The sequence below is a fragment of the Rhizobium sp. CNPSo 3670 genome, from assembly GCF_057784555.1.
This window is the reverse complement of sequence record NZ_JBXSOL010000013.1, coordinates 133,254-145,485: the sequence shown is the minus strand read 5'-3', so window position 1 is coordinate 145,485 and position 12,232 is coordinate 133,254. Positions and strand designations below refer to the sequence as shown.

15 protein-coding genes and 1 pseudogene are annotated in these 12,232 nt (G+C 62.5%); 5 read left to right on the top strand and 11 right to left on the bottom strand.

What is annotated here, in order from left to right; translation table 11 throughout:
- Positions 1 to 55: 55 nt before the first annotated feature.
- A pseudogene (locus tag AC13QO_RS15985) lies at positions 56 to 512 on the bottom strand (NUDIX hydrolase).
- Between the two features lie 86 nt (positions 513 to 598).
- Entirely contained in the window at positions 599 to 991 is a 393-nt protein-coding gene (locus AC13QO_RS15980) for a hypothetical protein (RefSeq protein WP_085780007.1), read from the bottom strand.
- 198 nt (positions 992 to 1,189) lie between these two features.
- Between AC13QO_RS15980 and AC13QO_RS15975 the strand changes: the two genes are divergently transcribed.
- The gene (locus AC13QO_RS15975) at positions 1,190 to 2,746 is read left to right on the top strand and encodes a helicase HerA-like C-terminal domain-containing protein (protein WP_488541195.1); all 1,557 of its coding nucleotides are present in this window, start codon (positions 1,190 to 1,192) and stop codon (positions 2,744 to 2,746) included.
- 168 nt (positions 2,747 to 2,914) lie between these two features.
- Here the strand turns inward: AC13QO_RS15975 and AC13QO_RS15970 are convergent, their stop codons facing one another.
- A complete protein-coding gene (locus AC13QO_RS15970) occupies positions 2,915 to 3,091 on the bottom strand; it encodes a hypothetical protein (RefSeq protein ID WP_488541194.1) in 177 nt (58 codons plus the stop codon).
- Here AC13QO_RS15970 and AC13QO_RS15965 point away from each other — a divergent pair.
- Positions 3,078 to 4,670, top strand: a complete 1,593-nt coding sequence (locus tag AC13QO_RS15965; protein WP_488541193.1) for an ABC-F family ATP-binding cassette domain-containing protein — start codon at positions 3,078 to 3,080, stop codon at positions 4,668 to 4,670. The genes AC13QO_RS15970 and AC13QO_RS15965 overlap by 14 nt on opposite strands.
- 469 nt (positions 4,671 to 5,139) lie before the next feature.
- The gene (locus AC13QO_RS15960; protein ID WP_488541192.1) at positions 5,140 to 6,672 is read left to right on the top strand and encodes an ABC-F family ATP-binding cassette domain-containing protein; all 1,533 of its coding nucleotides are present in this window, start codon (positions 5,140 to 5,142) and stop codon (positions 6,670 to 6,672) included.
- 161 nt (positions 6,673 to 6,833) lie between these two features.
- On the opposite strand, the gene AC13QO_RS15955 is transcribed toward AC13QO_RS15960, so the two are convergent.
- From AC13QO_RS15955 to AC13QO_RS15945, 3 genes are read right to left on the bottom strand one after another with little or no spacing between them, the layout of a single operon-like run.
- Complete coding sequence (locus AC13QO_RS15955; protein WP_488541191.1) at positions 6,834 to 7,613, bottom strand: VOC family protein; 780 nt, start codon at positions 7,611 to 7,613, stop codon at positions 6,834 to 6,836.
- Between the two features lie 50 nt (positions 7,614 to 7,663).
- Positions 7,664 to 8,131 (bottom strand): DUF1579 domain-containing protein, encoded by a 468-nt coding sequence (locus AC13QO_RS15950; RefSeq protein WP_488541190.1) that lies wholly within the window; start codon positions 8,129 to 8,131, stop codon positions 7,664 to 7,666.
- A 43-nt stretch (positions 8,132 to 8,174) separates the two neighbouring features.
- Positions 8,175 to 8,903, bottom strand: coding sequence for a DUF899 domain-containing protein (locus tag AC13QO_RS15945; protein ID WP_488541189.1), 729 nt, complete (start codon positions 8,901 to 8,903; stop codon positions 8,175 to 8,177).
- An 86-nt stretch (positions 8,904 to 8,989) separates the two neighbouring features.
- Here AC13QO_RS15945 and AC13QO_RS15940 point away from each other — a divergent pair, with 86 nt between their 5' ends.
- A complete protein-coding gene (locus AC13QO_RS15940) occupies positions 8,990 to 9,511 on the top strand; it encodes a MarR family winged helix-turn-helix transcriptional regulator (protein ID WP_285193013.1) in 522 nt (173 codons plus the stop codon).
- 175 nt (positions 9,512 to 9,686) lie between these two features.
- Here the strand turns inward: AC13QO_RS15940 and AC13QO_RS15935 are convergent, their stop codons facing one another.
- Positions 9,687 to 10,109: an organic hydroperoxide resistance protein gene (locus AC13QO_RS15935; RefSeq protein ID WP_064837534.1), complete on the bottom strand. Its 423-nt coding sequence runs from the start codon at positions 10,107 to 10,109 to the stop codon at positions 9,687 to 9,689.
- A 124-nt stretch (positions 10,110 to 10,233) separates the two neighbouring features.
- On the opposite strand from AC13QO_RS15935, the gene AC13QO_RS15930 reads away from it, so the two are divergent.
- The gene (locus AC13QO_RS15930) at positions 10,234 to 10,716 is read left to right on the top strand and encodes a MarR family winged helix-turn-helix transcriptional regulator (RefSeq protein WP_285193012.1); all 483 of its coding nucleotides are present in this window, start codon (positions 10,234 to 10,236) and stop codon (positions 10,714 to 10,716) included.
- A gap of 39 nt (positions 10,717 to 10,755) precedes the next feature.
- Here the strand turns inward: AC13QO_RS15930 and AC13QO_RS15925 are convergent, their stop codons facing one another.
- From AC13QO_RS15925 to AC13QO_RS15910, 4 genes are all read right to left on the bottom strand, one after another.
- Positions 10,756 to 10,992: a hypothetical protein gene (locus tag AC13QO_RS15925; RefSeq protein WP_285193011.1), complete on the bottom strand. Its 237-nt coding sequence runs from the start codon at positions 10,990 to 10,992 to the stop codon at positions 10,756 to 10,758.
- Between the two features lie 139 nt (positions 10,993 to 11,131).
- Positions 11,132 to 11,368, bottom strand: a complete 237-nt coding sequence (rpsU, locus tag AC13QO_RS15920) for a 30S ribosomal protein S21 (protein WP_011424510.1) — start codon at positions 11,366 to 11,368, stop codon at positions 11,132 to 11,134.
- A gap of 56 nt (positions 11,369 to 11,424) precedes the next feature.
- Entirely contained in the window at positions 11,425 to 11,709 is a 285-nt protein-coding gene (locus AC13QO_RS15915; protein WP_085777400.1) for a cold-shock protein, read from the bottom strand.
- Between the two features lie 167 nt (positions 11,710 to 11,876).
- On the bottom strand, positions 11,877 to 12,086 hold the full coding sequence (locus AC13QO_RS15910) for a cold-shock protein (RefSeq protein ID WP_085777399.1): 210 nt from the start codon (positions 12,084 to 12,086) through the stop codon (positions 11,877 to 11,879).
- Between the last annotated feature and the right edge of the window lie 146 nt (positions 12,087 to 12,232).

Here is a 12,232-nt window from a genome sequence, read left to right as displayed (position 1 = left end):
GGAGCGAGTACGGGCGATCAAAGTTTGGCGAGCAGATTCAAAACGTCCTTGGGGCTCAATCACGCCAGCGCGACAGCAGCGTCTCGAGGCCCGTGGGAAAGAGATCGAGGCCGGCGTCACGCAGCATGTCGCGACTGAACCAGCGCGCCGTCGCCGCCGTTTCGTCCAGTTCGCAATAGCGGATCTCGTCGCGCTCGTAGAGGGCTTGATCGGCCAGTTCGACATCGGCGGCGAAGATGAATTCATGGCCGATCGAACCATGGTGTTCGAAGATATTTTCGAGAACATGCCAGGGGCCGACGATGCGGATTTCCGTGCCGAGCTCCTCCCGGATTTCGCGGTGCAGGGCCTGTTCGCGCGTCTCGCCGAATTCGATCGAGCCGCCGAGCGGCCGGACACCTTTGATGCGGCCGCTGTCATCTTCCACTTCCGCGGCGAGCAAGCGGTTCTCTCGCCAGGCAAGGCCGATCACCTTCACCCTGATCTGCTGCGGCGGGCGCCCAGACGGTCATGCAGTTCGTCCATCTTGAGAGCTTCGGGGAGCGACAAAATTAAGCCCCGCAGCGGCGCCGCGGGGCCCTTGCCGTTCTGTCGTCGTTCAGACGAACTGGCTGAGGCCGGGGACGGAGGCGACGACTTCGTCGACGACCTCTTCGCCGGCATATTGCTTGGCGATCGCAATGGTCTCCTTGGCGAGCGAGGTGATCTCGCCCATGCCGAGGCCCTCGCCCATAAGCTGCTGGCCGAGCCCCATGATGCCGCCGCCGCCGAGCGAGCTCATCAGCCCGCCGAGCAGACCGCCGCCGCCGGCACCCGCGCCATTGAACTGGGCGACGAGATCCGCGCCGCCGGGGATGGCCTCGATCATCCGGGCAACCGGGCCGTCGGCGGCCTCGCGCTGCAGGAAGCCGAGCATCATGCCGAGCGCCTTCTCCGCCTGCTCCGGGGAAATGCCCACCCGATCGGCGATTTCAGTCACAATTCCATTCATCGTCAGCCTCCTCATATTTTTGACGTTAACGTCAACGTTAATCGAGATTCGAATGCAACTCAAGCCAGCGGTTTCGCTTTCGATGCAAACAGTTGTCCGCATTCGCCTGCCTGCTTATAACAGGGAAACAATGGTTCGATGAAGGCGGCGGAAGCCAGACCTTCTCAACAAACGGCGGCAGGCCGAAGGGAGATTGCGATGATCGAAGACGGCAAGATTTTCATCGGCGCGAGCCGCAATCCCGACGACAGCATCAACAAGCCGGAATATCTCGACCTGAAGTTCGGAAACCGCCACGGTCTCGTCACCGGCGCCACCGGCACCGGCAAGACAGTGACGCTGCAGGTGCTGGCCGAAGGTTTTTCGCGGGCCGGCGTTCCGGTCTTTGCGGCCGATATCAAGGGCGATCTTTCCGGCATCGCCGCCAAAGGCGAGCCCAAGGATTTTCTCACCAAGCGCGCCGAGCAGATCGGTTTCACCGATTACGAATTCGACCAGTTTCCGGTGATCTTCTGGGATCTGTTCGGGCAGAAGGGCCACCGAGTGCGCACCACCGTCGCCGAGATGGGGCCGCTGCTGCTCGCCCGGCTGATGGACGCTTCCGAGCCGCAGGAAGGCGTTATCAACATCGCCTTCAAGATTGCCGATGAGGCCGGCCTGCCGCTGCTCGATCTCAAGGATTTCACCTCGCTTTTGAACTATATGGGCGAGAATGCCACCGAGCTTTCCAGCCAGTTCGGCCTGATCTCCAAGGCCTCGGTCGGTTCGATCCAGCGGGCGCTGCTCGTGCTCGAACAGCAAGGCGCCGAGCACTTCTTCGGTGAACCGGCGCTGAAGATCTCCGACATCATGCGCACCCACACCAATGGTTACGGTCAAATCTCGGTGCTTGCCGCCGACAAGCTGATGATGAACCCGCGGCTCTATGCCACCTTCCTGCTGTGGCTGCTGTCCGAGCTGTTCGAGGAACTGCCGGAAGTCGGCGACCCCGACAAGCCGAAGCTCGTCTTCTTCTTCGACGAGGCTCATCTGCTCTTCAACGACGCGCCGAAGGTTCTGATCGAACGCGTCGAGCAGGTGGTGCGGCTGATCCGCTCCAAGGGCGTCGGCGTCTATTTCGTCACGCAGAACCCGCTCGACGTACCGGAAACGGTGCTCGCCCAGCTCGGCAACCGCGCTCAGCATGCGCTGCGCGCCTATTCGCCGCGCGAACAGAAGGCGGTGAAGACGGCCGCCGATACGTTCCGCCCGAACCCGGCCTTCGACTGCGCCACCGTCATCACCAATCTCGGCACCGGCGAGGCGCTGGTCTCGACACTGGAGGCCAAGGGCGCACCATCAATCGTCGAGCGCACGCTGATCCGCCCGCCATCGGGCCGCGTCGGCCCGCTGACCGATGGCGAGCGCCAGCAGGTGATGGACAGGAGTCCCGTCCTCGGCGTCTATGACGAAGACGTCGACCGCGAATCCGCCTTCGAAATGCTGGCGGCGCGGGCAAAAAAGGCGGCGGAAGCAGAGGCCGCCAAGCGGGCGCAGGAAGAAGCGGACGAACAGCCGGGCACGACCTCCGGCTGGAACCTGCCGGGCTTCGGCGGCGATGACGACAACCGCCAGGGCCGCGGCCAATCGCGCGGTCGATCTGGCTACCAACGGGAAACGGTGGTGGAAGCGGCGATGAAGAGCGTCGCCCGAACGGTCGCCACCCAGGTCGGCCGGGCGCTGGTGCGCGGGATCCTGGGGAGCTTGAAGCGGTAGGCATTTGCCGCGGCAGCGCGCTTGAGCCCCTCATCCGCCTGCCGGCACCTTCTCCCCGCTCGCGGGGCGAAGGGACCAGGCCGCGACCTCTCCGACCCTCACGAAGCTCTCGCGTGGCACGTCCCCTCGCCCCGTTTACGGGGAGAGGGTTAGGGTGAGGGGCAGTCATCAGGTCTGCTTGAAAGAATGCAGAATCGCCACTTTGCCTTGAACCCAACGCCTTCCTCCCCTAAATTTCCCGCCATCGACCATTTCAACAGGATGTGTGCAGCAATGGATTTCAACCCGATCGCAATGCCAGTTCGCCTTGCCAACCGGGAAATCCATATCGATGCCTGCATCCATCACTCTCTCGCAAATTTCCTGGGCCACGCCTGACGGGCGGCCGCTTTTTTCCGATCTCGATCTCAGTTTCGGTAGGGACCGCAGCGGTCTTGTCGGACGCAACGGCGTCGGCAAGACGACGCTGCTGAAGCTCATCTCCGGTCAGATCCGGCCGCATTCGGGATCGATATCGATCAGCGGCAGCCTCGGCATGCTGCGCCAGAGCGTTCAGGTTGCGGCCGACGAAACCATCGCCGATCTCTTCGGCGTGGCCGCGGCGCTCGCACTTCTGCGTCGTGCCGAAGCCGGCGCGGCAACGGCCGACGAGCTTGCCTCGGCGGACTGGTCGCTGGAGGCACGCATCGCAACTGCGCTCAACCGAACGGGACTCGACGCGGAGCCGGAGACGCAGCTTGCCGCACTCTCCGGCGGGCAGCGTACACGTGCGGCGCTTGCTGCGCTCATCTTCAGCGAGCCGGATTTCCTCCTGCTCGACGAACCCACCAACAATCTCGATCGCTACGGCCGCGCGGCGGTGATCGCATTGATTTCAGGCTGGCGGGCCGGCGCCGTCGTCGTCAGCCATGACCGGGAACTGCTCGAAAGCGTCGACCAGATCGTCGAACTGACGTCGCTTGGCGCGACGCGCTACGGCGGCAACTGGAGCCATTACCGCGAGCGCAAGGCCCTCGAGCTTGCCGCCGCAGCGCATGATCTTGCCGATGCCGAAAGGCGCATGGCGGAGGTCGCCAGGAAGGCGCAGGCGAACCTGGAGCGTCAGGCACACAGGGACAGCGCCGGGCGGAAGATGGCCGCCAAGGGTGGCATCCCACGCATCATGCTCGGCGGCATGAAGGAGCGAAGCGAAACCACCGGCGGCGACAATGCGCGTCTTGCCGAAAGACGGCGCACCCGGGCGCTCGAAGAGGCAAAGGCGGCGCGCGAGAAGATCGAGATCCTGCAGCCATTGTCGGTGAGCCTGCCGGCGACGGGGCTGCCGGCTAGCAGGATCGTGCTGAAGATCGACGGCGTGACGGCAGGCTATCAGCCTGATCAACCCGTCATCGACGATCTCTCCTTCGACGTGACGGGACCGGAACGCATCGCCGTCACCGGGCCGAACGGCTCGGGCAAGACGACGCTACTCGCGCTCATCACCGGCGAGCTCAAGCCCCGGGCCGGCACCGTCTCGGTAATGACCGGTTTCGCCATGCTCGATCAGAAGGTGAGCCTTCTCGATCCGTCAGCCTCGATCCGCGACAATTTCCGCCGGATCAACCCGCACGCCGATGAAAACACCTGTCGGGCCGCGCTTGCCCGCTTCATGTTCAGGGCCGATGCGGCGCTGCAGACGGTTTCGCGCCTCAGCGGCGGCCAATTGCTGCGCGCCGGACTTGCCTGCACACTCGGCGTCGCACCACCGCCGCTGCTGATCCTTGACGAGCCGACCAACCATCTCGACATCGACTCGATATCAGCGGTCGAGGCGGGTCTCATCGCCTATGACGGGGCGCTCATCGTCGTCAGCCATGACGAGATGTTTCTCGAAAACATCGGCATAACGCGGCGGCTGGAACTGCCGCGCGATGCGGATGGGTGATTTCGAGCTAATCGCAGCGCCCTCCGCCGGCACCGCTCCATTCCCCACCGCTTATGAGAGCGCGGCATCCTCCAATCTCTCTCATGCTGAGGTGCGAAGCCCGAGGGGGCTCTCTTGAGTACTGGACACCGAGCCACCTCTGCACTCAGCGGCGGCTGATTATGCCGCCCTTGCCTCTTTTTTCGCGCAATGGTATTTCCATCCTGCAACCCTTTCGAGAAAGGAGGATCACGCTATGCAGTATTATTTCCGGCATCATCGCCAGCGTGGTCCCGTCGACGCCCTGCAAATGCGTTTGCAGGGCTGACCAGAGACGCTTTTACATCTCTTCCTGGTCTGCCCTTCGTGGCCGATGCGCCGCCGTCAGATGACTGCGCGCATTCCCTTTATCCCGGGCGCGAAAGACGCAATCCGTGATGGCCTGATGCCACCGATTGCGTCTGCTCCCGGTCAGGACCAGAGAACGAACATGACCCTCATCAATATGCGCAATCTCGGCGTGACGCTGAGCAAGCCGCTGTTTTCCAACCTCAATCTCGTCGTCAATTCAGGCGACCGCATTGGCCTCGTCGCCGCCAACGGACGCGGGAAATCCACCCTGCTTGCCTGCATCACCAGCGCGCTGGAGCCGAGCGAGGGCGAGATCACCAAAGCTCGCGGGCTGACGATCGGCCATGTCGCGCAGAATGTGCCGGCCGCCCTTTTCGACACGCCGTTCTGTGATGCAGTGCTGCAGGCGCTGCCGGCCGATGAGGCCGAAAGCGAGAGCTGGCGCGTCGACCTCGTGCTGGAATCGCTCGAGGTGCCGGAGGTCATGCGCGGCCGGCCGCTGAAGCATTTGAGCGGCGGCTGGCAGCGGCTGGCGATGATTGCCCGCAGCTGGGTCGGCGAGCCCGACGTGCTTCTGCTCGACGAACCGACCAACCATCTCGATCTCGAAAGGATCGCGCAGCTGGAAAGCTGGCTGAATGCGCTGCCGCGCGAGGTGCCGGTCATTCTCTCCAGCCATGACCGCGCCTTTCTCGATGCGACGACCAACCGGACATTGTTCCTGCGGCCGGAGCAATCGCCGGTCTTTGCGCTCCCCTATAGCGGGGCACGCGCGGCCCTCGACGAGATCGACGCCTCCGAGGCACGGCGGTACGAGCGCGACATGAAGGCGGCGGAACAATTGCGCAAGCAGGCCGCCAAGCTCACCAATATCGGCATCAATTCCGGCAGCGACCTGCTCGTCGTCAAGTCGAAGCAGCTGAAGCAGCGGGCGGAGAAGCTGGAGGATGCGGCAAGACCGGCGCATCTCGAACGTTCGGCCGGCGCCATCCGGCTTGCCAACCGCGGCACTCATGCCAAGGTGCTGGTGACACTGGAAGACGCGGCGGTGACGACGCCGGACGGGACGCTGCTGTTCAAGACCGGTCGTCAGTTCATCTGCCAAGGCGACCGCATCGTGTTGCTCGGGCTCAACGGCGCCGGCAAGTCACGGCTGGTGTCGATGCTGAAACAGGCGGTCGAGAGACCGGAGGCCGGGCAGGATGGGATCAAGGCGACGCCATCACTGGTTCTCGGCTATGGCGACCAGGCGCTTGCCGATCTTGCCGATAAGGATACGCCGATCGGCATGATCATCCGCCGCTTCGATGTCGGCGACCAGCGGGCGCGGGCGTTGCTCGCCGGGGCCGGCATGACGATCGATATGCAGGCAAAACCGATCGGCCAGCTTTCTGGCGGCCAGAAGGCACGGCTCGGCATGCTGGTGCTCAGGCTGACGGAGCCGAACTTCTACCTGCTCGACGAGCCCACCAACCATCTGGACATTGAAGGCCAGGAGGCGCTGGAAAGCGAGTTGATGGCGCAGGAGGCGAGTTGCCTGCTGGTCTCGCACGACCGCAGTTTCGTGCGGGCGGTGGGAAACCGCTTCTGGCAGATCGAGAAAAAGCGGCTAGTGGAGGTGGAGAGCCCGGAGGGGTTTTTTGCTTCTGTGGGATCGAGGGATGATCGGTGATGGCGGTGCCGGGAGGCCCCCTCATCCGACCCTTCGGGCCACCTTCTCCCCGCTGGGGAGAAGGGGCATCGAGACGTCGCCACAAGTCTCTTCTCCCCTCGGGGAGAAGGTGGCGGCAGCCGGATGAGGGGGCCTCCCGGCACGCCGCCAAAGCCAAAACTCTACCGCTTCGGCGCCACCAGGCAGAAGAAGGCGCCCTGGGGATCGGTGGCCTGGATGATCCAGCTGCCGCCCGGGACTTCCATCGGGCCGTTGACGACCTTGCCGCCGCCCGATGTGACGCGTTCGATCGCCGCGTCGATGGCGGGGACGATGAAATAGTAGCTCCAGCAGGGCATGGGCACGCTGTCGGGCTTGGTCATCATGCCGCCGATCTGCCGGCCGTCATGGGAGAAGAGGTAATAGACGCCCATCGGCCCCATATCCATCTCGCTATCCTTCGTCCAGCCGAACAGCTTGGAATAGAAGGAAACAGCTTCCCTGCCGTTGCCGGCATAGAGTTCGTGCCAGCCGATGTTGCCGGGCGCGTCGGGGGCGAGTTCCGGCCAGGTCTGCTCCATCGGCGCCGGCGTCATGATGCAAATGACGGCGCCATGCGGATCGGCGACGACAGCGAAGCGGCCGACGGTCGGGATGTCCTGGGGCGGCCGGCGGACTGCGCCGCCATTGGCGGCGAAATCTCTCGCCGTCTGATCGACATCGTCGACGCCGACATAGCCCGTCCAGTTCGGCGGGATGCCTTGGCCTTCGAGCTCGGCCGGAAACTCCATCAGACCGGCAACCCCGATGCCGTTCGCTTCGAAGACCGTATAGGTCGGCATGCCTTCCACCTTCATTTCGGAGGTGGTCCAGCCGACGACGGAGCTGTAGAATTTTGCGGCGGCTGAGGTGTCTGATGTCATCAGCTCACACCAAATGAACTTTCCATGCGTCTTGGACATCATGCTCTCCCTCTTCTGACGCCGCCTTTTCGCTTGGGGCGTCGTGATTGTCAGATTTTGCGGATGTAATGCGCTTCCATGAACTGCTTCCACGAGCCGTCCTCCTGCTTGGCGCTGGAGGTGAAAGTGCGGTGATTGTCGTCGATGAAGGTGATCTGCTCGCGGTAATCGGCAAGGCCATCGCCGCTGAAGTCGGGTCCAGTGGTATAGAGGTCGAGAACATTGCCGGAGGCGTCGACCTCGCCTTCATAGACCCACATATAGTCCATCATGCTGCCGATCCAGCTGCCGACATATCTGCCTTTTTCAGCGTTGTAGCCGAGCGTCAGGATCGTGGTGGCCGGCTTGCCATTCGGCATGTGGCCGGTCCCTTCGGCGACGAACCAGATGCCGTGCAGCGAACGGACGGTCTCCGTCCATTCCTTGCCATCGGACATCTCGGGTGCGGTGACGCTCCAGTCGCCGACAAGTCTTTCCAAAAAGGAATGCTCTTTCAGCACTTCGGCGGCCTTCATCATGCTCTCCTCCCTTCGAATGATGATATCCCAGATGTTTGATTGCTCAGTGACAGCAGGACGATGTCTTCGGAGCATCCTCATATTCGTCATGGCGGCGCACGAAATTCATCGTGCTTTCCTCGTTGCGGCCCTTCGGCGCGCGGTCGAGGATCATCAGGGTGCCGATCAGTTCCTCCGGACCTCGGGCATAACTGGAATAGGTATGAAAGACCTCGCCCTTGTCGTTGCGGTAGAAGGCGCTAAGGCCCGGCAGTTCGTCATGCGCCTCAGCCGGCTCGATAGAGGTTAAATTGTAGAAGACCTTGTCTTTGGCAAGGTCCTCCGGACTGAAAGAGACGTGATAATCGAAATTGAAATCGCTGCCGAAGGACGAGACCCAGGGAAATTTCCAGCCCATGCGCCTTTTGTAGGCGGCGATCTTGTCGAGCGGAGCACGCGAAACGGCCACCCAGGTGACGTCGTGATGGTTGAGATGCGGCAGCGCGCCATCGACGTGATCCGACAGGAAGGAGCAGCCGGGGCAGCCGGCCTGCCAGTCGGGACCGAGCATGAAATGATAGATCAGAAGCTGGCTGCGGCCATCGAAGAGATCGGCGAGCGATTTCTCTCCCTCGGGCGTTTCGAAGACATAGTCCTTGTCGACCTTCACCCAAGGCAGCGCCATGCGCTCGGCGTTGATGCTGTCGCGCAGCTTCGTCGCCTCCTTTTCCTTCAAGAGCAGGGCACGCCGGGCCTCCAGCCATTCCTCACGGGAAACAACTTCGTTCTGCATGAAATGCGCCCTCCTCCGGCGCTGCCGGCGAGCCGGCTCATCCCCCTCTCCTTGACTAATTACATTGATATCAATATAAAATGAGCATGTCAAATTCGATCGAGATTCCCTTTTCGACGACGCTGATGGTGCGCGACACCTGCCTCTGTCTGCATGTGCAGCGCGCGGCACGCGCGCTTGCCCGGCTGTTCGACGATGCGCTGCGGCCGGCCGGCCTCACCAACGGGCAGTTCTCCCTGATGATGTCGCTGAACCGGCCGGAACCGCCGCCGATGGGACCGGTCGCCGCCCTGCTCGCCATGGACCAGACGACGCTGACGGCGGCGCTGAAGCCCTTACAGCGCAGAGGCTGGGTGGCAGTGGTGGCGAACCCGAAGGACAGGCGCGGCCGGCTGCTCAGCCTTACCGCAGAAGGCAAGGCGGTACTGGCAAGAGCACTGCCGATCTGGGAAAGCACGCATGCGGCCCTTGACGATGAATTGCCGGGCGGCGGCGTTCTACGGCTGCGGCAGGATCTGCAGGCGCTGTCGGGGGTGACGGTGGAAGCGCCGAAGCCGGCTGAGGCGTCGCGCCGGCCGCGTCAAAGTGGACGGGCGACGGGCGACTAGGGCAACCTGCCCCTCATCCGCCTGCCGGCACCTTCTCCCCATTTTGACGGGGAGAAGGGATATGCCGCAACCTCTCCGTCCCAAGCCGACCTTTCGCAGGGCACGTCCCCTCCCCCCGTCAGAACGGGGAGAGGGTTAGGGTGAGGGGCAATTCCAAGGCGCTGAATCGCCGTGATCAGGCGACGGTGACCGGAACTTCGGTCGAGGTGCGCATGGCGTGGCTGTAGGGGCAGACGATGTGGGCCGCGGCAGCAAGTTTTTCGGCGGTTTCGCGGTCGAGGCCGGGGATATCGACCGTCAGCGCTACTTCGATGCCGAAGCCGGTGCCGTCTTCGCGCGGGCCGATGCCGACCTTGGCGGAGACGGTCGTCTCTTCCGGAATCTTGACCTTCTGCTGGCCTGCAACAAATTTCAAGGCACCGAGGAAGCAGGCGGAGTAGCCGGCAGCGAAGAGCTGTTCGGGATTGGTGCCGGTCGCGCCGTCACCGCCGAGTTCCTTGGGAACGGTCAGTGTCACGTCCAGAACGCCGTTCTCGGAAACGGCGCGGCCGGCGCGGCCGCCGGTGGCAGAGGCTTTGGTCGTATAGAGAATAGGCATGACGATCTCCTTTGGTTGGCCCTTCGATCGGGTTGAGTTTTACTATCGCACAATTAAATTGTACGCAAGTTAATTTTGCAAATTGCATTTCACGAATGGAAAGAGGACAATCGCGGCCTCGGGGATGACGGATATGAATGCGCAAACGGTAAAGACGATGGAGATACCTGAGGAAGAGAAGAGGCTGGAAAAGCAGCTATGTTTCGCCGTCTACGCGACGGCGCATGCTTTTACCCGCGCCTATAAACCGATCCTTGACAGGGTCGGCCTCACCTATCCGCAATATCTGGTAATGCTGGTGCTGTGGGAACGCAGCGCACTACCGGTGAAGACGATCGGCGAGCAGTTGGACCTCGATTCCGGCACGCTGTCGCCGCTGTTGAAACGGCTGGAGCAGAGCGGGCTGATCAAGCGCATCCGCGATCTGCGCGACGAGCGACAGGTGATCGTGTCGCTGACGCCGAAAGGCGAAGCGATGAAGTCAGAGGTCGATACGATCATGACGGCGATCGGAAAAGCCGCCGGCTGCACGATCGAGGAAATGGCCGAGATGCGCGACATGCTGCATCGGCTGCGGGCCAATCTCGGCCGGGCCGGCGACGGCTGAAAGCCCCTGCCCCAAGCCGGTATGACGTCTGCGGCGGGATCAGGACCGCCGAGTGGCGGCCTTCGCCGTCGAGCGGCGCTTTTTTGCAGGCGCAGGTGCGGCATCCGCGTCCTCGGCCGCCTGCTGCAGACGAAGCGCCCTCAGCTTCTCCGTCTTCTTGTCACGCGCCGATGCCTCGGCGGCAATGATGGCGCGGGCCGTGTGATCGGTCGCTTCGGCCTTGTCGCGAGACGAAAGCTTGGCGGGGTTGAAGAATTCTCCCTTGGTGGCGGTCATGTGCCCCCTTTCTCGGGTAGTGTCGGCGTTTGATCCTTGCATTTCGGATGCCAACATCATTTTACGGCCGGGACGTACTTCCACAAGGCCGAGATGTGGCGACCGGCCCGTGACATAGGGCCGGCATGCCACGGCCGGATCAGCGAGCGCGGACAGCCTTCTTCGGCGCCGGCAGCAGGCCCTCGCGCTGCAGCTTCTTGCGGGCAAGTTTGCGCTGGCGGCGGACGGCCTCCCCCTTTTCGCGGGCACGCTTCTCCGACGGCTTCTCATAAGCGCTGCGCGCTTTCATTTCCCGAAAAAGCCCTTCACGCTGCATCTTTTTCTTAAGCACGCGCAACGCCTGATCGACATTGTTATCCCTAACGAGTACCTGCAAGCGAATATCCTTCCTGTCGGCGGCGAGGCCGCTGTCATATGATAAAAAACGGCGGGCTACTTGCCCATGCGGATTCCCGAAAATTTCAGCCACGGCTCGGCATCATCGGCTTTGGCGGCCGCCTCAAGTGACGCCGCCCGTGGCGATTCCCCGATGTCGATATCGTCATCGGTGATGCGGCGCTCGAAATTCTCGCCGGTGAACTGAACGCGATATTGCACGTGCCCGTGATCGTTGGGCAGGATGCTGGCGATCCGGCATCGCTTGTCTGCCTTTGCCGTGCGGGTCAGGCCGGACTTCAGCACGATCATGTCGCCGACCTTGTAGCTTGGTCTGCTCATTCTGCGTCCCTCAACTCTTCGGCTGCTCAACTTCAAAACAAAAGGCCGGGCTTGAACCCGACCTCTTCCAGTCATTCAGCCACCAAGCTGCCTTTGACGGTCAGCGCGCTGCCAGTACATCCGTGGTCAGCGCGCCGCAATCTGTGGTCAACCAAGGCGAATGACAATCATGCGGCCTGAAGGTTGTCGGCCGCGCTCTTGCCGGAACGCTTGTCGCGGACCAGGTCGTAGCGGACCTTCTGGCCTTCGGTGAGTTCGCGCATGCCAGCGCGCTCGACTGCCGAAATATGGACGAAAACGTCCGTGGAGCCGTCATCAGGCTGAATGAAACCGAAACCTTTGGTGCCATTGAACCATTTGACTACGCCTGAATTCATAACGATTTCCTTTTCAACCGTTTGAGTGCACCCGTGGCAGAATATCCGCGGGAAATATCGATGCTGAGAGGAGATCTGACGAAGCGCGTTGGCGCATGGACAAAGGTCACGAGCATATTCGATAGGCACCATGTAGGCCTTTTACC